Raw genomic sequence first — 21,864 nt, 5'->3', positions numbered from 1 at the left:
ATCATGTGAAGAGAGGGGATATTCAATTCCGCCGTATTGCTACAATATTGATCAGTATAGCAGCTGTAATTGCCATACTTTGTACTATCGTATTCGCACAAGAGGAAGGCAAACTCTCTAAGCCGAATAAGATGAAGGTTGGATCAGAAGCGCCTGACTTTTCTGCAACAACGGTATCAGGATTACAAGTTAGTCTCTCTGCATACCGCGGAAAAATCGTATTGATTAATTTCTGGGCTTCTTATTGTAAACCTTGTGTAAGAGAGATGCCGCTTATTCATCAGGTTCTTCAATCACAGGATTCGGAAATAGAAACTTTGTTCGTCAATGTAGGAGAAACAAAAGGGACTATTCATGCATTTATGAAGGAACATCAATTTACGTTTCCTGTGATTATTGATATTACCGGAAAGATATCCAAGCAGTACGGAATTACCGGACTTCCGGCTACTTTTATCATTGATGAAACTGGAAACTTCAGCAAAGTTGTTTTGGGAGAAGTAGCTGATGATAAGTCTTTAAGATTATGGCTGGAGCGTGCGAAGCGTTCGATCCGCAGTATAGCGAACTAGTAAACTTATTATTGACTTTCCAAAAACAGGGGTGTATTTTGGGGTTAGGAGATATTTGGAAGGAGCAATTTTTTATGCCAGCTAACCTGTAATGGTCGATTTTAATGAGTAGTGCAGAAAAAATCCTATTTTAGTCCAAGGGATTCGTCTGCCTATTTAGATCATTACGGGAACGCAAGGTTATCTTCCTTTTGAGCCGAAGCGGAACCCATAGGGTATTCCGCTTTTTTGTTTTTCCCATATCTTATCTCCGATGTAAAACGAACACTTGCGTTTCCTTCTAAAACAAAAAAATTAGGAGGAAGTTAAAAAATGAATACAAATGAGCTTTCACATATGGAATTAAGTACGAAATTAAAATGCTTTATGGATGCTTTACATAGTCGTGGATATTTTAATGGTGCAGTACTAGCAGCCAGAAATGGTCAAATTCTGTTGAGTCAAGGTTATGGGATGGCTGATTTCGTGCATGATATGCCAAACACCACGAAAACAAAATTTCGACTTGGAGCAATCACTAAAGCGTTTACGGTCATGGCAATCTTACAGTTACAGGAGCAGGGGAAGCTAAGTGTTGATGACTTCATTGATCGGTATCTTCCGGACTACCCTAACGGCAATCTCATATCCATCCATCATTTATTGAGCAATGCATCCGGAATAACCGACTATCCGGGTATTGAGGGGTATTGGGAAAAAACGATGAGATTGTACTCTACGATCGATGAAACGATTTCTTCATTCAGGGATAAACCTTTACTGTATACACCAGGTGAACACCAAAATTACTGTAGTTCGAACTATATTTTATTAGGTTCAATTATTGAAAGGGTATCGGGTCTCACTTATGCTGATTATATATCCGAAAAAATCTGTCAGCCATTGAACATGATGAACACAGGTGTAGAAGATGGCAGAAGCGTTCTCAAACACTTTGCATCCGGTTATTCGGTGTGCAAAGAGATCATCCAAGCTGAATATGTTGACATGTCCATTCATCTTGGCGCGGGTGCAATGTATTCAACGGTAGAGGATCTATTTTTGTGGGATCGAGCACTTTACACGGATGTGTTGGTTCGTAAGCATTCACTGAAGAAGTTGTTCGAACATTATACTCCGCCCTGCGGAAGTTACGGTTGGATTGTCAGTGAACAAACTATTAATAATAGGGCAAGAAAACGAATCGGTCATAGTGGGAGTATGAATGGATTTTGGGCAGATTTTAACCGATATGTCGATGAAGATATGGTTATTGTCGTGTTGAGCAATATCAATCTGACGCCTGTGGAAATCATAAGCCAACACTTGGCCCAAATTGCATTGGGTGAAGATGTGTGTGTTCCTGAAGATGTACATCCGATACAGATCAATCCTAATGAGATGAAGCAGTATGCGGGGATTTATGAATGCGGAGACCGCAGAACTGAGGTTTTTAACGAACAATCCTTAGCTTATATGAACGAAGCATTGGATTTATTAACTGATATGAAGATTTCGGATATTGTAATCGGACGATTTCATAAGATATTTCAACAATATGGAATCTCAAAGGATCGAACCATCGTCGTGACCTACGAGCAGGGCAAGCTGTATTTGTTTATGCCAAAGCAATGCCACGGTGCCTGGTTCAAATACGAGATTATCCCGGTATCAAAATATTTGAATTTAACCACATGGATTGCCAGGAACATTGATGAACAAGTTGTTTTTGAAATAGATCCTAGTGGGGAGATCAGTTTCACACATCGTGACGTAAATGGAAACCAGGTTAGTGCCCGTAAAATTCAATTGATTTAATTTATTTGTAAGCTGTAAAGACAAAGTCACGGCAGCCGTATATATTGTTGTCATATAATCAGATGCCGCCTACATCGAGGCGGCATCATTGATCCATTCTTACCCTGTAAAATCCCGACGCAGTGTGATCAGGTCTTTGAGCGTCTCCGTAGAGAGCTCGGTGATCCAGCTGTCCGAACTGGTGATCACTTGGTCGCTTAACTGTTGCTTATTATCCAACATCTCATCAATCCGTTCTTCCAAACTGCCGATCGCAATGAATTTGTGTACCTCTACGTCGCGCGTCTGCCCCATCCGGTAGGCACGGTCAGTAGCCTGATTCTCCACGGCGGGATTCCACCAACGGTCGAAGTGGAATACGTGGTTTGCTGCCGTCAGATTCAATCCGACGCCGCCGGCTTTGAGCGAGAGAATGAAGACATGAGGCTGATGCGATGCGGGTAGGGCGTCGGATTGGAACTGTTCAATCATACGGTCGCGCGCGGATTTGGGCGTTCCGCCATGCAGATAGAGTACAGGCTCTTGCAGAATCTCCGCAAGGACACGCTGAAGCAGCCGCCCCATCCCGATGTACTGCGTGAAAATAAGACAACGATCACCTGCTTCCCGCAACTCTTTCACCATATCGACCAAGCGCTCCATCTTCGAAGAGCGCGCAATGATCGTCTCCGTATCCATTGCCTTATCGTTCTCTGCGGCGCTATTCGCCTTCGTCAAGTCTTCCTTCGTGAGCAGTGCGGGATGATCGCACAGCTGCTTGAGCCGTGTGAGCGCGGCGAGGATCGCACCCTTCCGTTCGATGCCTTCCAATTCTTTCATGCTCTCCATCAGATGATTGACAGTCTGATCGTACAACGCGCCTTGTTCCGCTGTAAGATGGACGTAGGTTTTCATCTCGTTTTTGTCCGGTAAATCAAGCTGGATGGCAGGATCTTTCTTCTTGCGCCGCAGCATGAACGGCTTGACCAGCTTCTGCAGCGCTGCGATTTGCTCCATATCCCGCTCTTTCTCCACAGCCGTATTGAATTGCTGCTGGAAGCTGCGCAAGGTTCCGAAATAGCCTGGGTTCATAAAATCGTACAGGGACCACAGCTCGGAGAGATTGTTCTCGATCGGCGTACCCGTGAGTACAATCCGGTGATGGGCCGTGAACCGGCGCACCGCTTGCGACTGCTTCGTCTGGGCGTTCTTAATATTCTGAGCTTCGTCTAGACAGACGGATGACCATGTATACGGCTCAAGCACCTCGACGTCTAATGTAGCCGTCGCGTAGGTGGTAAGTACGATGTCGGCCTGTCTCGCTTCGTCTGTAAACCGCGAATCGCTTAGCCGCTGAGCGCCATAGTGAACCATCACGTGTAGCGAAGGGGCGAATCGCTGCAGCTCCTTCTGCCAATTGCCGAGAACAGACGTTGGACAGATGAGCAGGGAAGGGAAGCGATCTTCCTGCGCAGTTGAAGCTGCCAATTCTTGCACATGCAGCAAATAAGCGATGAATTGCACGGTTTTGCCAAGTCCCATATCGTCGGCAAGACAGGCCCCGAGGCCGAACCGCCGCAAGAAAGCAAGCCAAGCAAAGCCTTCTTGCTGATAGGCTCGCAAATCTGCCTGCAACTGTGTGGGAATGACCGGCATCGGGCAATGGGCAGGCTGATTTAATTGTCCGATCAACTCCTGCAATTGCTCATTAAGCTCCACTTCAAGCCTGATTTGCTCCTCCGGATTCGCCGCGTCCTCCGCGCTCACGAACGGCTGGGATGGCTCGTTATCCTGCAATAAGTGGAACTGCAGAAGGGTCTGAAGCGACATCCCTTGCCGTTGGTCGGCGCTGCGCATCGCTTGCCGGATTTGAGCCAGTAGTGCCGTATCCAGTACGATCCATTGTCCGCGGAAGTTGATCAGCCGCTCCCCTCGCGCGGCAAGTTCCGCGAAATCCTGTTCGCTAAGATCCATGTCGCCGATTGCGACCCGCCAATCGAAGTCGACCAGCGTCTTTAGGCCGAATAGCGACGGGCTTGCGTTCGTAGACGATTTGATTTGGGCACGCACCCGCGGTTTTTTGCGGCGAGCTTCCTCCCACCAAGCTGGCAGCAGCACTTGCCATCCCGCTTCGAGCAGACGAAGGCTATCCGATGTGAGGAATTGCCAAGCGGCTTCATCGGATAACGTGCTGCCTACGATCTGATCCGGCTGTCCGGCTATCTGATCTTCCGTCAGCACGGCGCTTAAACGTTCGAGCCAAGCGCCGGACCGCTCGCGAACACTTTGCGTCCACGCTTCGGGCCAATCACCGTGTGCTTGGCCGTCTTCCGCGAGCTGAATCGGAATGAGGAGCGACGGGTCTTGCTTGTCCTGCAGCATCAGCTGAAGGCGCCACTCGGGCTCGTCTTCACCCGGCTCAATCAATTGCAGGACAGGCCGGAACGGCGCTGTATCCGGCTTCCAGCCGATGTGGATGAGCCACTCGTCTTCATGGATTGCCGCTTCGTGCGCGGCAGGCTCGGTGAATAACGAGGGATATTCTCTCCGCAAATCGGCCAGTTTAGCTTCGTAACTGTAATGCCGCTCGAATACGGTTTGCGAGAAGGCCGCCTTCATCCCTCTGAGCAACGTAGAATCCGGTCCCACCATGGTTTCCAATGCCATGCGGCTGGCTTCCTCCAATTCGTCGTTCTCCCAGTCCCACTGCAGCCTTCCTGTTTGATACGCGGCCAGACTAGGTGCATACTGCCCTGCATCGATCATCGCGGATAGCGTGGGGGCCAGCTTGATGAGTGCGGGCGCGTCGTCCTCCCAGTTCCATGATACGTGCTGCAGCACCCGCAGCTTCGCGAAGAAGGACAGCACATATTCGGCAGGTAGTACCACGAACTCTAGATCTTGGATCACTCGCGTCGTTAGGGTCGTTCCGTAGAAGGACGATTCATGATAGGCGAATAGCCGATCTTTCAGTAAACCGCCCGATATAGCATCGTATTTGTTCGAGTATCCATGGATTAGCGCATCTCCGCCATCGTTTATTTTAACGTGAATCGTCAGCGTTTTTTGTTCTGAGCTTGCATTCATAGCTGTAGATTTCCTTTCTGAAGCTCCTGCTGCAGGGCGCGAAGACGGCTGTATCGCGCAGTGAATGTCTCTAGAAACAGCATCCAGCGGTCCTCTTGCTTCATTTTTTTATACATTCTGAACAATCGCTTGAGCAATTTCACCGCTAATTTGTAACTGTCCCGGTTTTTCTGCTGCACATAGCGCTCCACGGCCTGATGATAGAAGGGAAGCAGGGCTTCCGGCGCGTTTTTCTCAATGGGTGCTAGCGTCGTTGCTCTGAACTCGAGCGGCTCGCCTCCGGTGGCCAGCTGATAGTCGATCCATTGCTCCCATTTTTCGTAGGTCAAGAGCGTCTCTTGATAGTAGGTTCTTGAGAAAGGCAGCATCTGCGCCAATGTCTCGAACAGGAGCGGCTCCGCTTCCGGTGAATGCCGCAGCATTCCGCTCCAGTAGTCTAGGTATTGCGACTGGAAATGCTCGTTGTGATATTTGCGAAGCATGGGTCCTGTCTCGGCTAACCACGCCGTCAGACGCGGCCAATCTTTGGCATCATAGAGGGGACCGAAGAAAGGTGTGAGATGCGACGTGGTGAGAAATATCGCGCGGCTTAGTTCTCGCAGCGTCTCCCAAGCTTCCTGATCCCGAGCCAGATAGAAGAGCATGATGGTTTTGAAATACAGCCATGTAAAAGGCTGCGCACGTCCATTGCTCGCATGAATCAATGCGTCAAGCGCGCTTAATTCGTCGATATACGGACGAGAATCGGACATATTCGGACGGATCCAATCCTGCCACAATTGATGGTAGAGGTGTATCATGGCATCGCTTAGCGGATGGTCGCGAATGAGCTGTCGAATGGCTTCCAGCGTCTCCATGATCCGGAGCCATGCGTATTTGTCTGCTTCTGTCAGCGGTATGCCTTGTCCAAGAAGCAAGTGAATCAGATCCATGACATCTTCAAGTGCCAGCCGGGTTTTGTATCCGGCACCGTAGTCCGATGGTACACTCCATTGCGTAATTTTGCCCAATAGGTAAATATACGCGTTCAAGCTGTAAATGCGATCAAGTGCGGGCGGCAACTTCGGCTTGATCGCATTCATAGCCGTCAGATTGGACTTCAAGTAGGCATCGTGCCGAATGATATTGGAGAACGGCGTTACGCAATCATTCCATAACGAGCGCCATTCGGAGACATTCATAGATCGGATGTCAGCCTTGACTTTCCGTTGTTCGATTGGTTTTACGGCAGCAGGAATCGGTTTGTGAGGTGGATTCGCCGATTTCTTCCCTTTTAGTTCCCATAGAATTTTGGCATTAATGATCTGGTGGGTCGACCGACCTTGCCGTTCTGCGTACCAGAGCAATGCCGCGATGAGATGCTTGCAGTGACGACGCATTGGACAAGTGCAGCGGCTGGCGGATACATTCTTAAGGTGAACCTTGACGTGGTAAGTTTCTTTGCCCTTCACGTCTGCTTCGATATGATAGCTCTGCGGCATGGCGATGGACCGGATGCGGTTTTGTTTATAGTATTGAAAGCCTCGTTTGAGCGTAACGTCTTGAACATGCTCACCGATGTAGGCGATAAGCTCGTTCCATTCCGCATCAGTTAAAGGATGAATGACATGCATGGTCTATAATTCTCCCGATATAGATATGACGTATGGTTATTATACCAGTTTTTGCGGAAGAGAAGGGCGAGGGGTCTTCCACTTGACCGCATGCTTGAATTGAATTTGATTCGATTAAGGACGTCATCGGTACATTTCAATCTTTGTTCATAAATCTCCACAAACAATTATTGCTTTTAAAGGTAAAAATAATTACTATATAGAGTAAGGAGGTGTTAAAAAATGGATGAAGAGTTACAGCTTAACGTTCCGCTATTGCGTCGTCGTGTTCCTAACCTTACTACTGCGGCACGGACAGCTGGTCTTAGGGCAGCGACTGTTTCCAACTTATGTACGGGGAAAATCCCTGTCGGTCGGGCTGAAGTGAGAACTTTAGTGGCCCTTGCGTCATTAGCAGGATGTAGTCTTGATGAACTCATTATTAGAGGGAGTGGGATACGAATGATCGAAACAGGAATTAAAGCTTTGGATTTACTTGCTCCGGTGGTACGCGGTGGGACGGTGGGGTTTGTGGCTCGGCCTAATATGGGGCAACTGGTATTGTTAGCAGAATTTATGCTTCGAATGAAAAAGCGCGGGTTTGCCACTGTTTTTTGGGACCCTGGTTCTGATGCTCCAGGAATCAATCATGTTCAAGCACAATCGGAATTTACACACGCCACTAAAGAAGAGGTTTATAACCGGATCGTAAGTCTGCGTGATGAAAAGGATGTCTTACTCGGACTTGATCGTAGTATGGTATTATCTGGTGAATTGTTATCATTGCGTGAAAGTCTAAAGGAAGTTGGAGCCAGACCGATTACCATAGCACTTGTAGATATAAAATGCGAAGTTGTGGATGATCAGGGTGCATATGGACCTCTTGATACGCTTTGGCGGTTTGATACCGATTTAATTAGTCGCAACATTTATCCGGCAATAGATCCGGTTGCATCTACCTCAACTGTACTAGAAGGGGCACACTTAGACGCCGTTCATTTAGCAACGCAGCAACGTGCACGGAAATTACTTCGTCGTTATAGAGAGCTAAGATCACTTGTGACTGCACAAGGTTTTGATAAGATATCTGAAATAGATTTGCAACTTTACAAGCGCGGGGAAAGACTTGAATCTTTCCTTGCACAACCCTTCTTTGTCTCGGAACCTTACACTAAAAAATTAGGTGAGTGGTTGTCTCTTTACGAAACGTTAGACGATGTTAAACGAATCTTAGATGGGGCAACGGATGAAATTGAACCTTCAGAATTGTTCTTTAGAGGGCGATTAGAGGTTATACGATGATTATTGAGTAGATCTACTCGGAATAGGTGATCATTGCGCTAAACGGGACACGATAGTGGAATACTATACATTGTTGAGCAGACTACCGTAGTCTGCTCATTTTATTTAACTAACCGGCAGGTTAGTTAAAGTCTAAACATTTATAGGAAGAAGACAGTACATATATATAACGGAACCATCTCTGCCGTTTACGTTTAACTTAAAAATAGCGGACATCGGGATCAGCAGTATGAATTTGTTTTGGGAAAAGGAATCTTTCGAAATAAGGTGACGATTGACCTTTTAATCGAAGTCCTTTTTCAATTTCAGTTGCAAAATGACGTGCATCTTCTACGTTTCGCCTGCCAGTAAGGATGTCATTCATCAAGTTTAAAGCCATAAAATTAGCTGCTTCTTGATCGCATTTGGCCGTAGCTTCGCCAGCAGTTCGGTCTGGATATAAACTGCCATCAAACTGTGCCAATTCATCAAAAAATTGAACAGGCACTTTATAATCAATGGTTTGTTCCAAATAATCAAGATGGGGAGTTGGAAAGTTATGAGGTACTGTATCAAGATGAACAATCGTGCGCTTCCAAGGACCATTGTTATACCAGATGATTTTTGTCCAGCTTGCTTCATTTGGTAAACCATATTTATGGATTAATAAATGAACAGTCTCTTTTTGTTCCCCAGTCCACCTCTCCAAAATTTGATCTAAAATCGGATGAATACGGAAATGTTGATGATGATATCCGGTTAATCCAGTTTCCACTTAAAATTCCTCCTGCCTCAGATAGTTTTATCATAATATATACTGATACTGGGCATCTGTGCATTATTACATGAGCAGGTTGGAAAGAAACAAACAAGAGTATAATGATTGGGGTAAGATATTATTAAGATCGTATCGTAAAAAGTCGTTCATTCGATCATCTTCATTGACATAACGAACTGCAGTGTGTTATTTTGTGGTTGTGTGTAAACGGTTACACATTATAATCACTCGCGTGAAGTAAAAGCTAACATGCTTTCCATAAGCACAACTGATTTCTATTATCACAGATCGGGGGATGTAAAATGACAAGCAAAATTGTTGTAGTTGGCAGTATTAATCGAGATATTGTGGTATCTACGGGCAGAATGCCTGTATTAGGTGAGACAATCCAGGGTGAAGGGATCGAGTATTTTTCCGGCGGCAAGGGAGCGAATCAAGCCGTAGGAGCAGCGCGATTAGGTGCGGAGTCGAAGTTAATCGGCGCTGTCGGGGATGACTTCTTTGGACAAGGAACGCTGCGTGAGCTGGAACAAAGTGGCGTAAGCACACAGTGTGTAGAGACGATCGCAGGCACCTCGACAGGTGTGGCGAATATATACCGGACTTCAGGGGACAATTGCATTGTCGTTATTCCCGGGGCAAACGGTATGTGCACGCCGGAGCTTGTGGCCCGCTATGAGCACGAAATCGAGCAAGCGGATATTCTGCTTACACAGCTGGAAATACCTATGGAAACGGTATATCGTGCATTATCGTTGGCGAAGCAGTCGGGGGTGACAACCGTGCTGAACCCGGCCCCTGCTCAAGAGCTTCCGGAAGCATTGCTTCAGCTTGTGGACTACATTACACCAAATGAAACGGAATTTGCTGCGCTTAGCGGATATGCTTTAGACACGGAAGCTCAATTAGAGCAGGCGATGCTGGAATGGAAAACCCGCTACAACATTCAAGTTATCGTAACGCTTGGAGAGAAGGGCTGTGCCTATTTGCAATCGGGTCGTATGGAATGTATTCCTGGGATAAACGTACAAGTAGCAGATACGACAGGAGCAGGGGATTGCTTTAATGGTGCCCTGTCTTTTGGTCTAGCTCAAGGATGGGAGCTGGAGCGCTGCCTTCGGTTTGCTGTACGTGCATCAGCCCTGTCCGTAACGAAATTGGGTGCACAAGAGGGCATGCCTACGTACGACGAAGTTCTTTCGTACCTGTAATACACAATGTAGATGTATTCATAAACATAAAACCCCACGGAGCTTCGATTATATCGGCGTCGTGGGGTTTTATGTTGTTCGAAAATGCAATATTATGGCAACCGCGAGGAAGCGTTAACAATCAACTGGACATCGATCGGATAAGATTTCTTCTCTAATGGCTTTTCTTTAATCATTTGATCCAGATAGGTCATGGCAAGTTCCCCGATGGAATAGATCGGTTGCGCAATCGTAGAAAGCGCGGGGGAGAACATATCCATTTGAATACCGTCATAGCCGATGACCTTCATTTGATCGGGAATCCGCACGCCAAGCTCGTGCAATGCCTTCATCGCTCCGGCGGCCATCAAATCATTGCCGGCGAACACGCCGTCCACATCCGGATGTTTGTCGTACAATTCCCGCATCGCATGATAGCCTCCGCTGACGCTGAAATCCCCGTAAACCATAAGGCTGGGTGTAAACCATTCTTGCTGCGAGCACGCATCCTCATACCCTAACATGCGGTCCTTAGCTGCTGCAATATGATAAGGACCGCAGATATGCCCTATTTTCCTGCATCCGCATTCCAGTAAATGCTGTGCAGCCATTTGGCCGCCCGCCCGGTTGTCTGTTGAGATCGAAACAATAGACGTGTCATGCCACGCATTATCGATGACAACGACAGGGATGTTTTCCGCTTCCAACGCATAAATTTGTTCCGGACGGATCGTATACGATGAGATGATTATTCCGTCAATACGCTTGTTGATAAGTACGTCGATGTAATTTCGCTCTTTATCCGGATTATGATCGGTATTGCATAAAATAAGCGTGTATCCGAGCCGGCTTGCCGCATCTTCGGCAGCGCGGGCAATTTCCGGGAAAAAAGGATTTAATATATCAGGCACGAGCAGCGCGATGGTTGACGTTTTTTTACCGGCCAGACTGCGGGCGATGTTGTTCGGTTTATAGTTAAGCTTCTGAATAGCGGCTAAAATGGTTTCTTCCGCTTCTTTGCTGACATAGCCGCTTTGGTTGAGAAATCTGGAGATGGTTGCAACGGAAACACCGGCTAACTTACTAACATCTCTAATAGTAGACATGGCAACCCCTCTTCATATGTTATCGTTTCCACAAACGTAACACAGCTGAAAATGGGAGTCAACACTTCGGTAATTAAGAAAATATTTATATTCCATTGACAGAAATAAAAAAAATATGTACTATGTGTGTAAACGGTTACACATTGATAAATCGTTTTTGTAACCGATTACAACTAAGGCGATACTGGAGGAAATCAAAGTGAAAAGAAACGGGGTCCTCAATAGTCATATTTCTCAGGTGTTGAGTCAATTAGGGCATACCGATTCGATTGCGATTGCAGATTGCGGCTTGCCTATTCCACGAAATGTAGAACGAATCGATTTGGTGTTGGAGCTCGGGAAACCGTCATTTATAGATACATTAAAGGTCGTACTAAGCGACATGAAGGTGGAAGCTGCTGTCATCGCTGAAGAAATGCAAGACCATAATCCGGCAATGTATGAAGAAATGCGGTCTATATTTGGGGATTCGCTTCAAGTCGTTCCCCATAGCGAGCTGAAAAGGAAAACGACGGATTCGCATGCGATCATAAGAACTGGAGAAGCTACACCTTTTGCCAATATCATTCTTTACTCAGGCGTTATTTTTTAATAGGGGGTGCTTGTGTATGAACATTGAAATGAAGCAAATTTCCAAGGCGTTTCACGGCAACCAAGTGCTTCGTCAAGTGAAGTTCTCATTAGTTGAAGGAGAGATTCACGCTTTAATGGGGGAGAATGGAGCCGGAAAATCGACCTTAATGAAAATATTAACCGGCATGTATGCACAAGATGAGGGTGAAATCCTGATCGACGGCAAACAACGTACCTTCAAAAATCCGAAGGATGCGGAACGGAACGGCATTTCGTTTATCCATCAAGAGTTGAATATATTGCCGTATTTAACCGTAGCGGAGAATTTATTTCTCGGACGGGAGCTCAAATCGGGTCCGCTTGGAGTTATGAAGACAAAAGAGATGAATCGGATTACCGCAGAGAAGATGGCGTCGCTCGGTATTCCGTTGGATCCGAAGGAGTTGGCAGAAAACCTTTCCGTAGGACAACAGCAAATGATCGAAATCGCGAAGGCGCTTATGACTGACGCGAAGGTCATTATTATGGATGAGCCGACTGCAGCTTTAACAGAACGAGAAATTCAGACCTTGTTTAACGTGATGAGGAAGCTGAAAGCAAGCGGGGTTTCCATTGTATATATTTCACATCGGATGGAAGAGATCTTCGCCATGTGCGACCGAATTACGATTTTGCGTGATGGAACGTATGTGGATACGAAACAAATTGTGGATACATCCTTTGACGACGTTGTCCGAATGATGGTTGGACGCAGTATTGGAGAGCGCTTTCCTCGACGGACAAGCACACCCGGCGAAGTATTTCTGGAAGCGGAGCATTTGACGTCGCGAAAATTCAATAAGGTTTCCTTCACGGTTCGTCGGGGCGAAATTTTCGGTTTTGCCGGACTGATGGGCGCAGGGCGTACGGAAATTATGAACGCAATATTCGGCTTAGAACCGACGACTGGCGGAACGCTTAAGATTGGCGGCATCCCGGTTCGAGTGAAAAGTCCGCATGATGCGATCAAGCGGCAGATTGGATATATTACCGAGGATCGCAAGACAAAAGGCTTGCTGCTTGATTTCTCCATAAACGATAATATAGCGCTCACGAATTTCGGTAGATTGTCTAATGGGGGCGTGATTAACAGCGCGAAGGAAAAGGAGCTTATCGATCGCCTCATGCAGCAGCTTAATGTAAAGGCTTCGGGGTCAGCGCAGCATGTACGGTATTTGAGCGGCGGCAATCAGCAGAAGGTTGTCATTGCCAAGTGGCTCGGAACCGAGCCGCAGTTGTTAATTCTCGACGAGCCGACGCGCGGCGTCGATGTCGGCGCGAAAAAAGAAATCTACTCGATTATGAATCAACTGACCGAGCAAGGTGTGGCTATCATTATGGTATCATCCGAATTGCCGGAAGTGCTGGGGATGAGCGATCGGATCGCGGTGGTGCACGAAGGTACCGTTAAAGGCATCTTGTCGCGGGAAGAAGCGACACAAGAAAGCATTATGAGTCTTGCTACAGGAGGAAAATAACATGACAACTGCCAGAATAAATTCGACAGTTTTGCAGAAATTCGGTTCGTTTCTTGGCTTAGCGCTTATTATCATCGTCATTACCGTGCTCAATCCAAGCTTTATCGAACCTTCCAACTTGTTTAATGTATTGCGCCAAGTTTCGATTAACGCGCTTATTGCTTTCGGGATGACGTTCGTTATTCTCACAGGAGGCATTGACTTGTCTGTCGGTTCGATTTTCGCACTATCGAGCTCGATTGTTGCGGGCAGTATGGTCTCGGGGATGCCCACGATTCTAGCGGTATTCCTTGGGCTGGCAGCAGGTACGGTCATGGGGGCGATTAACGGTCTTGTCATCACGAAAGGGAAAGTAGCCCCATTTATTGCGACGTTGGCTACGATGACCATTTATCGGGGATTAACGTTAGTGTACATGGACGGAAAGCCGATTACGGGGTTTGATGACAATGCAGGTTTCATGATGTTTGGACAAGGTTATTTCTTAGGCATCCCGGTTCCGGTGATCACGATGCTTATCGCATTTTTCATCTTATATTTTATACTGCGGAAAACGACGTTTGGCCGCCAAACGTATGCCATTGGGGGGAATGAAGAAGCATCCAGGTTAGCTGGCGTTAAAGTAACCAAGATAAAAGTATGGGTCTATTCGTTGTCAGGATTGCTTGCTGCACTTGCAGGGATTGTCCTTACCTCGAGATTGAACTCCGCTCAACCGACTGCAGGAGGATCATATGAGCTTGATGCCATCGCAGCGGTTGTGTTAGGCGGGACAAGCTTGTCGGGAGGTAAAGGCTGGATCGTCGGTACGTTGGTAGGTGCTCTCATTATTGGTGTGCTGAATAACGGTCTGAATTTGTTAGGGGTGTCCTCATTTTTCCAACAGGTCGTCAAAGGTGCCGTCATCTTGCTGGCGGTGTTGATTGATCGAAAGAAAGCGGCGTAACAAAATATATTTGAGGAGGAATTTCATATGAAAAAATTTAGTTCTTTATTGCTTGCGACAGTCATGGTTATGTTCCTAATTGCAGGATGTTCGACAACGGCACCGGGCGAGAAAACAAATACGGATGGAAAAGAAAGCGGTGCAGCACCTTCGAAAAAAATCGGTCTTTCGGTGTCTACGTTGAACAATCCGTTTTTTGTCACATTGAAAGAAGGCGCTGAGAAGAAGGCGAAGGAACTCGGCATGGAGCTTGTCGTGGTCGATGCGCAGAATGATGCCGCGAAGCAAGCGAGTGATGTGGAGGATTTGATTCAGAAAAAAGTTGGCTTGCTGCTCATTAACCCGACGGATTCGGATGCGGTAACCTCGATCATCAAGTCCGCGAACAAAGCGGCGATTCCAGTCATCACGCTCGATCGCAGTGCCAATGGCGGAGAGGTTGTGTCGCATATTGCATCCGATAATACGGCGGGCGGAGAACTAGCTGGACAATATATGCTTGAATTGGTGGGCAAAGGCGCTAACATTGTCCAATTGGAAGGCGTACCGGGATCTTCTGCCGCTCGTGAAAGAGGCGCAGGTTTCGAGAAAGCAATTGGCAGCGATCTGAAGGTTGTAGCCAAGCAAACGGCTAATTTTGACCGCGCACAAGGCTTGTCTGTTATGGAGAATATCCTTCAAGGCAACAAGGACATTAAAGGTGTGTTTGCCCAAAATGATGAAATGGCGCTCGGAGCGCTGCAAGCCATTAAAGCCGCGGGGTTAAAAGATGTTAAAGTCATCGGCTTTGATGCGACGAGCGATGCGATTGCAGCGGTGAATAGCAAAGAGATGTCGGCTACTGTCGCGCAAAAACCGGAATTAATCGGCAGTATGGGGATTGAAACAGCGAAGAAAGTGCTGGATGGGGAGACAGTTGAGAAATTCATTCCTGTACCGCTAGAGTTAATCAAGTAGTAGTCTTTGCAATGACATGTGCGAGATTCATTCTCGAAGATCATGAACTAAGGGGTTGTCCCATAAGGTCTGAAAAGACCTAGGGACAGCCTCGTTTTTTTTGTTTGGAAACACAAAAAGAAACCATCCTTTGGTACTTATCACACAGAGAAATCGAAAGCGTGGAAAAACGACATTAGCAAGATCGACAATTGGACGTATGATGAAACCGAAGATACATGGACATGTGCAGTCGGTCAGAAATTAGTATTTTGCTATGAAAGCAAGGGGAAAACTTCGAAGTGATCAAGGCTACGCACTGTCAGTGCGGCGCATGATTGAACAAGAGAGCGTGTTCGGACAACTGAAAAACAACCGTGGGTTTCGGCGATTCCTGCTTCGAGGCTTTAAAAAAAGTAATCCTAGAGGCAGGGTGGCTTACTGGATAAGTCCGCTAAATCGGGACAGCTTAAGGCCCGGATCGATCGTTCTAAGCACTTATACAGCATCCAAATGAATATAATTATGAATTTTGGGGGCTTGGAAATATTTTATTTTAATGCCGCCAATACTAATAATTGGGCTATATTTATTTTACTTTCTTCCAGCAAATAAGAGACCTTATGTGTTATTAGTTCCTATTGTTTTTTGGTTAATTTATCACACTTGGATATTTATTGAAAGAATACAAAAGAAAAAATTATAATTGGCTGTTATTGAACTAACGAGACAGTATACCGCAATAACAATTAGAAAAAGGCAGCTAAGATTATCGGCTGTCTTTTCCCTGCTAACGGGCAGGATAACGTAACAACAAAAGCAGGTTTGGTAGAAAAATGCTGATTTACAGTAATTTATTCGCCGAAGCTGGAAAAGCAATACCATGTATAAAATTGGTTTTACAGGGAATTTTAATTCAATCCGTATACGAAGGAGCTGAAGTAAAATATGATCCATCCCAAAGACGATTACGGGGTATTAGGTAATAAAATCGAAGTTGATTCGGATGTGAACGAGGATCGTAATCGAGAAGAGCAGTTGGATGACTCCTTTGAGGCCTGGTATTGGAATATCAACTACCAGGTGAAGCAAAAGCTAGATCTAACGAGCGTTCCGCAGGATAGTGTATTTGATTCAGCCGTCGTCATGGATGAGGATCCATCCCAGGATTAAGAGCTCAACAACCATAACATTGTGGCTGCCGCTGAATGAAGTTCCCCCCCGTCAAGTAGACATCTTTAAGCCACAGCCTCCGCTCGGTATTCTACTGGGCTGAGGTTGTTTAGCTTTTTTAACTGCTTAAGATTCTGACTCTTTACGGATATTTATTACACAACGGAAACGATAGTTCAATTTCCAATAGGCTGCCATAATAATGGCAGCCTATTAAATTAACGGGCAGAATTGTTAAAAGATGAATATATTTACAAAGGAACAAACGTTCTGTATTATAAAAGGGAAACATATCATAACAAAGGTGGTTTCCCAATGAGTGAACAAGTTGTTGAACGTTTTGTTGACCGGATTGATGCGGTTTTTCTACCTGTAAGGAATCTTCAGGAGTCATTGGAATGGTATCAAAAAGTGTTTGGTTTTGGTCTTCGCTGGAGCAATGAAAGAATGGCTGGACTAGCAATTGCAGCAAATTGCGGGTTTCATTTAGTGCAAATCCCGGATTTTGAACCTATTAATAAGTACACCCCTTTCAATTATGTTGTGAAAAATGCAGATGAAGTTAGGGCGAGACTTGGGCAACTCGGAGTAGAAGTGTCCGAGATAAGAAATGGTGAACCTAGGCGATTTGATCTTACCGATAATAACGGGAATATGATCAGTGTGATTCAAATATAGATTTTGCTATTGAACTAACGAGACACGATAGCATAAATAACTAAGACGCGGCTGCCGGCATGGATCGGCAGCCGCGTTGCGCTAACGGGCAGGTTAATTCAATAATTTCGCGAATAATCTACATATGGGCATTATTCAGTTCGTAATAAAGACGTTATCTGACATATGTACCAATCTAAAGAAGTAGGTGAAATAGATGGACTATTTTATAGAAATAGTGGAAGTAGCAGAAAGTCAAAAGTCAATATTAAGACAATTAATTGAATTTTATGAATATGATTTCAGCGAATTCAACGATGCAGATATAAATGAACATGGGTTTTATGGCTACAAGTACTTTGACCATTACTGGACAGAAGATAAGAGACAAGCATATTTTGTCAAGGTTGATGGCCAATATGCTGGATTTGTACTAGTTAATGATCATTGTTACATTTTACACGGCGATAATTCTAGATCCATATCAGAATTTTTTATCATGCGTAAATACCGAAGAAAAGGAATTGGAGAACGTGCAGCAAAGCATGTGTTTGATAAACATGTAGGTAGCTGGGAAGTACTTCAACATGGGAATAATTCTGCCTCACAAGAATTCTGGAGAAATACAATCAATGAATATACACATGGCATTTATAATGAACATGATGTTATAACAGAACATTGGACAGGCAAGGGAATAATTTTTATAAACAAGGTTCACTCAACTAACGGAACACGTTAGCGTGGAGTAGCGTGCTGCGACAGCCGCTCCTTTTTCTATTGAAGTAACGAGCAGATTAGTTGAGCAAAATATTCAAATGATTAAACTAACGGATAACAGTAGGTTCAAGTTATCGATGAGACGAAGAGGGGGAAACCGAAATGAAGACGATCAAGTGCATGATGGACCACCTGTACTGGGCGAACGCACGCATCTTGGACGCGCTCGAGGAGAGTGAGACGAAGAACAAGGACCTTCTGAAGCTGGTTCGGCACGTCGCGGTCGCGGAACGAGTCTGGCTGTCCCGATTGCAGGGCAAGGGCAGCGCGCAATATTCGTTGTGGGAGGAAGCGGAAGACCTGACGGCAATCCGGACGATGTTCGAAGAAAACGCCGAGCAATATCGCGTCTATATCGAAGGGCTCGAGGAATCCGAGTTGGACGAGATGATCGACTATGCGAACCAGAGCGGGGTTCCGTTCCGAACGTCCGTCCGGGACATCCTGTCGCAGGTCCTCTTACATGGGCAATATCACCGGGGACAGATCAACCAGGCACTTCGGATCGAATCGGCAGAGCCTGTCCAAGTCGATTACATCACGTTCGCGAGGCTCTAACAGGGCCTAATAATCACCATTACTCGGAATGGGATTGGCATTGAACTAACGGGACACTATAGCTTAATTAAAACGCGGCTGCCGGCATGGATCGGCAGCCGCGTTGCACTAACGGGCAGGATTACACAATAATATGTAGATAAAGTTATGACTGAAGCTATTTAGTGAGGGGAAATAAATATGATAAAAGGATTATTTGAAACTCATTTATTAATTCGTGATATGGATATCTCCATCTCGTTTTACGAATCACTTGGATTGAAGCTAGAGGTCCGTTATGAAAATGTAGCTTTTTTATGGATTACAGATGAGAAAAAACATATGCTTGGACTCTGGAAAGTCAAAGAAGAGGATATGAAGATTCGTCATTTCGCTTTCAATGTAAATTATGAAGATTTAATCCTTGCCCCCCAGTATTTAAGAGAGAGAAGTATTAGTATTAAGCCAGTATTTGGTCGTGGAACCGAAGAGCCGATCGTACATACATGGATGCCTGCCGCTGCTTTTTATTTTGATGATCCCGATGGTAACGAGCTTGAATATATTTCGATGCTCGATGATACACCGATGCAACTTTCATATGTACCTTATTTAAGCGAGTGGTATTTAGAAATTAAGAAAAACCGAGAAGATCTTTAAGCTAACGGGACACAAGAGCTCAACATTATGACCAGGAACAGAATGTAAAGACTTTTTGGCAGTCTGTTCAGTTTAAAACTAAAATACAACTGAAGGAATTTCGGGAAATATGGGGAATTCTATTTTTACCCCTATGGGAAATATCACAAAAGTGAGGGAGATACAATGAGTCAAACCGCAAATAAATTGGAAAAAGAAATAACAAAAAAAGTGCGGATGAAATACCTCTTACATTTGCCAGATCATTATGAAAAAAATCCTCAATCAAGTGGCCATTAATCTTATTTCTTCACGGGGCAGGTGAACGTGGAGATGATCTGGAGTTAGTAAAAGTACATGGAATTCCTATGATAGCAGAACGCGATCCTTCTTTTCCATTCATTACGATTTCCCCTCAATGCCCGGAGGATTCTTTTTGGAATGCTGAACAAGACGGATTGATGGCATTAGTAGATGAGATCATTGCAAACTACAACGTAGATCCGGATCGGTTATACTTGACGGGGCTAAGCATGGGTGGTTATGGGACGTGGCACTTAGCAGCAGAGTATCCAGGAAGGTTCGCGGCTATCGCTCCAATATGTGGTGGAGGTAACCCCAACCGGATAAATGAACTAATAGGAACGCCCACCTGGGCATTCCATGGCGCGAAGGATGATGTAGTTCCTATTGCTGAATCAAAAAAAATGGTAGACGTACTTCGGGCAAATGATGGAAATGTCTCATTCACAATTTATCCTGAGATGAATCATAACTCCTGGACAGAAACATACGATAATCCGGAATTATATACCTGGTTTCTAGGTCATTCTTTAACGCTAAGGAAATGAAGTTGTTTTTACACTAACGGGACACGATAGCGGAGGAGCTTGCAGCGATGTGGCTCCTCTTTTCTTATTGAAGTAACGGGCAGCATAGCTCAATGTTACTACCAATAGAGGGAGAATTATATTATCATCGACATGCTGACATTTTCGTGCAGAAAATGCACGGTATTCATTTTTTATCTGCGATAAAATTTATCTTGAAGGGAGGGAAAACGATGGATTGGTTGGACAGGATGAATAGCGCCATGGAATATATTGAAACAAACCTAGCGGACAATATCTCATATGATGAAATAGCTCAGAATGCCTGTTGCTCTACTTACCATTTTCAAAGAATGTTTCCGTTTATTACTGGAGTATCGTTATCTGAGTACATTCGACGTCGACGGTTGACATTGGCAGCATTTGAACTGCAGACAACAGATGCCAAGGTTATTGATGTAGCTATGAAATATGGATATAATTCGCCAGAAGCGTTTGCACGGGCGTTTAAGAATCTTCATGGGATCATGCCAATATCTGCGCGCGATAAAGGCGTTTCTCTAAAAGCCTATCCTCGAATGTCCTTTCATATTTCAATAAAAGGAGATATCGAAATGAATTACCGCATCGAATCAAAAGGGCCTTTTGAGATGTTTGGAGCTTACGGTCTGGTCAATTCCGATCCCCAAAAAGTATATGCTGAAGTTGCTCAATTCCGCCAACAATGTGATGTAGATGGCAGTGTTGAAGGGATGAATGGATTACTGGGACGTTTTAGTAACACCATCTTGCACGCTGCCTTATATGATCATACTGGAACATCTTTTAAATACATGGTGAGTTATTTTTTGCCAAAAGGGCTTGAAATTCCGGAGAGATTTACAAAACTTTCTGTCCCGGCATTAACGTGGGCGATTTTCCCGGAACCGCAATGTGATTTAATAAAGTTATGGGGACGGATTTATTCCGAATGGTTTCCGACATCGGAATACGAACAGGTTGAAGGCCCTAGCTTCGAAATGTATTATGGAACGGCAGGGTATGTTACTGGGGAGATTTGGATACCAGTAAAGAAAAAATAACTTTTTTACTCCATGCAACACGTGTGTGTTTCTCATCGGGCTCCCGTCGTACTACATTGCGCTAACGGGACACAATAGTTGCATAAAATTTATTGTTGAGCAGGCTACCGCAGTCTGCTCATTTTTTAAGCTAACGGACAGGATAATGGTGTAAGAAGGATTTCCCTGCAGTTAGTGGAATATTATCCCTATGCTGAGGGAAGTTTCAAATACAAAAAGAGGAGCTGGCAAAATTGAAACCTATTATTGTAGGAATTGCAGGTGGTTCGGGCAGCGGAAAGTCAACTTACTGCGATATTATAGCTAAAGAACTTAAAGATTATCAAGTAGATGTTGTCTCAACGGACGATTTCTATAAAAAGGATTTGCCAAAGATGATATCGCCTGTATCAAATGTGGAATACGACGATTTTAATCATCCAGATGCATTAGACTATAACAAGTTAATGGAATACTTAAACAACTTACTGAGTGCTGAAAATCCTCCTGAAGTAGTTATCTTAGAAGGCATTTTCACACTTTACTTTGAAGAGTTAAGAAAAATGTTAGATGTAAAGATCTTTGTTGATCTTGATTCAGATGAACGCATGTATCGAAGGATAAGTAGAAATATGAAAAATTGGGGCGTGGGTTTTGAGGAAGTTGCAACATATTACCTAGATGCTGCAAAACATAGAGAAATAGAATTTGTACTGCGCACTAAAAATTTTGCAGATATAGTCATTCATGGTAACCACCTAGAGGGCATATCGAAAAATATTATCAGTTGTTGGATAAGTAGTATGATAAGAAAATGAGTCTTTCCTGAAAAT

Annotated in this window: 20 protein-coding genes and 1 pseudogene; 17 read left to right on the top strand and 4 right to left on the bottom strand. The window is 44.9% G+C overall.

Features of this window, described 5'->3' with window-relative positions:
- Nucleotides 1–5: 5 nt before the first annotated feature.
- Together BVG16_RS31350 and BVG16_RS31345 are read left to right on the top strand one after the other, a co-directional pair.
- Nucleotides 6–572: a redoxin domain-containing protein gene (locus BVG16_RS31350; RefSeq protein WP_233147227.1), complete on the top strand. Its 567-nt coding sequence runs from the start codon at nt 6–8 to the stop codon at nt 570–572.
- Between the two features lie 312 nt (nt 573–884).
- Nucleotides 885–2,369 (top strand): serine hydrolase domain-containing protein, encoded by a 1,485-nt coding sequence (locus tag BVG16_RS31345; RefSeq protein ID WP_078503128.1) that lies wholly within the window; start codon nt 885–887, stop codon nt 2,367–2,369.
- A 99-nt stretch (nt 2,370–2,468) separates the two neighbouring features.
- On the opposite strand, the gene BVG16_RS31340 is transcribed toward BVG16_RS31345, so the two are convergent.
- Together BVG16_RS31340 and BVG16_RS31335 are read right to left on the bottom strand one after the other, a co-directional pair.
- Nucleotides 2,469–5,435: a DEAD/DEAH box helicase gene (locus tag BVG16_RS31340; RefSeq protein ID WP_078503127.1), complete on the bottom strand. Its 2,967-nt coding sequence runs from the start codon at nt 5,433–5,435 to the stop codon at nt 2,469–2,471.
- On the bottom strand, nt 5,432–7,048 hold the full coding sequence (locus tag BVG16_RS31335; RefSeq protein WP_078503126.1) for an SWIM zinc finger family protein: 1,617 nt from the start codon (nt 7,046–7,048) through the stop codon (nt 5,432–5,434). The genes BVG16_RS31340 and BVG16_RS31335 overlap by 4 nt, the downstream gene beginning before the upstream one ends.
- Before the next feature lie 222 nt (nt 7,049–7,270).
- Here BVG16_RS31335 and BVG16_RS31330 point away from each other — a divergent pair, with 222 nt between their 5' ends.
- Nucleotides 7,271–8,329, top strand: coding sequence for an ATP synthase beta subunit C-terminal domain-containing protein (locus BVG16_RS31330; protein ID WP_078503125.1), 1,059 nt, complete (start codon nt 7,271–7,273; stop codon nt 8,327–8,329).
- 199 nt (nt 8,330–8,528) lie between these two features.
- Here BVG16_RS31330 and BVG16_RS31325 read toward each other — a convergent pair whose 3' ends face one another.
- Entirely contained in the window at nt 8,529–9,083 is a 555-nt protein-coding gene (locus BVG16_RS31325) for a hypothetical protein (RefSeq protein WP_078503124.1), read from the bottom strand.
- 305 nt (nt 9,084–9,388) lie between these two features.
- On the opposite strand from BVG16_RS31325, the gene rbsK reads away from it, so the two are divergent.
- Nucleotides 9,389–10,297: a ribokinase gene (rbsK, locus tag BVG16_RS31320; RefSeq protein ID WP_078503123.1), complete on the top strand. Its 909-nt coding sequence runs from the start codon at nt 9,389–9,391 to the stop codon at nt 10,295–10,297.
- Nucleotides 10,298–10,389: 92 nt separating this feature from the next.
- Here the strand turns inward: rbsK and BVG16_RS31315 are convergent, their stop codons facing one another.
- Nucleotides 10,390–11,382, bottom strand: coding sequence for a LacI family DNA-binding transcriptional regulator (locus BVG16_RS31315; protein WP_078503122.1), 993 nt, complete (start codon nt 11,380–11,382; stop codon nt 10,390–10,392).
- 199 nt (nt 11,383–11,581) lie between these two features.
- Here BVG16_RS31315 and rbsD point away from each other — a divergent pair, with 199 nt between their 5' ends.
- The 13 genes and pseudogenes from rbsD to BVG16_RS31250 all read left to right on the top strand — a co-directional run bounded on the left by rbsD (nt 11,582) and on the right by BVG16_RS31250 (nt 21,849).
- Nucleotides 11,582–11,974: a D-ribose pyranase gene (rbsD, locus tag BVG16_RS31310; protein WP_078503121.1), complete on the top strand. Its 393-nt coding sequence runs from the start codon at nt 11,582–11,584 to the stop codon at nt 11,972–11,974.
- 16 nt (nt 11,975–11,990) lie between these two features.
- Nucleotides 11,991–13,472 (top strand): sugar ABC transporter ATP-binding protein, encoded by a 1,482-nt coding sequence (locus tag BVG16_RS31305; RefSeq protein ID WP_078503120.1) that lies wholly within the window; start codon nt 11,991–11,993, stop codon nt 13,470–13,472.
- A gap of 1 nt (nt 13,473) precedes the next feature.
- Nucleotides 13,474–14,418, top strand: coding sequence for an ABC transporter permease subunit (locus BVG16_RS31300; protein WP_078503119.1), 945 nt, complete (start codon nt 13,474–13,476; stop codon nt 14,416–14,418).
- A 27-nt stretch (nt 14,419–14,445) separates the two neighbouring features.
- The gene (gene rbsB / locus BVG16_RS31295) at nt 14,446–15,375 is read left to right on the top strand and encodes a ribose ABC transporter substrate-binding protein RbsB (RefSeq protein ID WP_078503118.1); all 930 of its coding nucleotides are present in this window, start codon (nt 14,446–14,448) and stop codon (nt 15,373–15,375) included.
- A gap of 129 nt (nt 15,376–15,504) precedes the next feature.
- Nucleotides 15,505–15,803 (top strand): annotated as a pseudogene (locus BVG16_RS34225) (transposase); the annotation flags it as partial.
- A gap of 499 nt (nt 15,804–16,302) precedes the next feature.
- The gene (locus tag BVG16_RS31285) at nt 16,303–16,527 is read left to right on the top strand and encodes a hypothetical protein (protein WP_078503117.1); all 225 of its coding nucleotides are present in this window, start codon (nt 16,303–16,305) and stop codon (nt 16,525–16,527) included.
- Between the two features lie 315 nt (nt 16,528–16,842).
- A complete protein-coding gene (locus BVG16_RS31280; protein ID WP_078503116.1) occupies nt 16,843–17,205 on the top strand; it encodes a VOC family protein in 363 nt (120 codons plus the stop codon).
- A 196-nt stretch (nt 17,206–17,401) separates the two neighbouring features.
- Nucleotides 17,402–17,926: a GNAT family N-acetyltransferase gene (locus BVG16_RS31275; RefSeq protein WP_078503115.1), complete on the top strand. Its 525-nt coding sequence runs from the start codon at nt 17,402–17,404 to the stop codon at nt 17,924–17,926.
- 140 nt (nt 17,927–18,066) lie between these two features.
- The gene (locus BVG16_RS31270; RefSeq protein WP_078503114.1) at nt 18,067–18,522 is read left to right on the top strand and encodes a DinB family protein; all 456 of its coding nucleotides are present in this window, start codon (nt 18,067–18,069) and stop codon (nt 18,520–18,522) included.
- A 180-nt stretch (nt 18,523–18,702) separates the two neighbouring features.
- Entirely contained in the window at nt 18,703–19,161 is a 459-nt protein-coding gene (locus tag BVG16_RS31265; RefSeq protein ID WP_078503113.1) for a VOC family protein, read from the top strand.
- Between the two features lie 347 nt (nt 19,162–19,508).
- Nucleotides 19,509–19,991: a carboxylesterase family protein gene (locus BVG16_RS31260; protein WP_233147226.1), complete on the top strand. Its 483-nt coding sequence runs from the start codon at nt 19,509–19,511 to the stop codon at nt 19,989–19,991.
- Between the two features lie 212 nt (nt 19,992–20,203).
- On the top strand, nt 20,204–21,052 hold the full coding sequence (locus BVG16_RS31255) for an AraC family transcriptional regulator (RefSeq protein ID WP_078503112.1): 849 nt from the start codon (nt 20,204–20,206) through the stop codon (nt 21,050–21,052).
- Between the two features lie 233 nt (nt 21,053–21,285).
- Entirely contained in the window at nt 21,286–21,849 is a 564-nt protein-coding gene (locus BVG16_RS31250; protein WP_158081853.1) for a uridine kinase family protein, read from the top strand.
- Nucleotides 21,850–21,864 lie beyond the last annotated feature (15 nt).

Source organism: Paenibacillus selenitireducens, assembly GCF_002021565.1.
GTDB classification, from domain to species: Bacteria; Bacillota; Bacilli; order Paenibacillales; family Paenibacillaceae; genus Paenibacillus_K; species Paenibacillus_K selenitireducens.
The sequence above is the reverse complement of the archived record's forward strand: the minus strand, read 5'-3'. Positions and strand labels throughout refer to the sequence as shown.

Bases quoted from the DNA above. Each gene is read 5' to 3' on its own strand.
- BVG16_RS31330 (WP_078503125.1), top strand. From the start codon at position 7,271: ATGGATGAAGAGTTACAGCTTAACGTTCCGCTATTGCGTCGTCGTGTT.
- BVG16_RS31285 (WP_078503117.1), top strand. From the start codon at position 16,303: ATGATCCATCCCAAAGACGATTACGGGGTATTAGGTAATAAAATCGAA.
- BVG16_RS31270 (WP_078503114.1), top strand. From the start codon at position 18,067: ATGAAGACGATCAAGTGCATGATGGACCACCTGTACTGGGCGAACGCA.
- BVG16_RS31340 (WP_078503127.1), bottom strand. From the start codon at position 5,435: ATGAATGCAAGCTCAGAACAAAAAACGCTGACGATTCACGTTAAAATA.
- BVG16_RS31315 (WP_078503122.1), bottom strand. From the start codon at position 11,382: ATGTCTACTATTAGAGATGTTAGTAAGTTAGCCGGTGTTTCCGTTGCA.
- BVG16_RS31280 (WP_078503116.1), top strand. From the start codon at position 16,843: ATGAGTGAACAAGTTGTTGAACGTTTTGTTGACCGGATTGATGCGGTT.
- BVG16_RS31265 (WP_078503113.1), top strand. From the start codon at position 18,703: ATGATAAAAGGATTATTTGAAACTCATTTATTAATTCGTGATATGGAT.
- BVG16_RS31275 (WP_078503115.1), top strand. From the start codon at position 17,402: ATGGACTATTTTATAGAAATAGTGGAAGTAGCAGAAAGTCAAAAGTCA.
- BVG16_RS31260 (WP_233147226.1), top strand. From the start codon at position 19,509: ATGATAGCAGAACGCGATCCTTCTTTTCCATTCATTACGATTTCCCCT.
- BVG16_RS31345 (WP_078503128.1), top strand. From the start codon at position 885: ATGAATACAAATGAGCTTTCACATATGGAATTAAGTACGAAATTAAAA.
- BVG16_RS31305 (WP_078503120.1), top strand. From the start codon at position 11,991: ATGAACATTGAAATGAAGCAAATTTCCAAGGCGTTTCACGGCAACCAA.
- BVG16_RS31255 (WP_078503112.1), top strand. From the start codon at position 20,204: ATGGATTGGTTGGACAGGATGAATAGCGCCATGGAATATATTGAAACA.
- BVG16_RS31300 (WP_078503119.1), top strand. From the start codon at position 13,474: ATGACAACTGCCAGAATAAATTCGACAGTTTTGCAGAAATTCGGTTCG.
- rbsK (WP_078503123.1), top strand. From the start codon at position 9,389: ATGACAAGCAAAATTGTTGTAGTTGGCAGTATTAATCGAGATATTGTG.
- BVG16_RS31335 (WP_078503126.1), bottom strand. From the start codon at position 7,048: ATGCATGTCATTCATCCTTTAACTGATGCGGAATGGAACGAGCTTATC.
- rbsB (WP_078503118.1), top strand. From the start codon at position 14,446: ATGAAAAAATTTAGTTCTTTATTGCTTGCGACAGTCATGGTTATGTTC.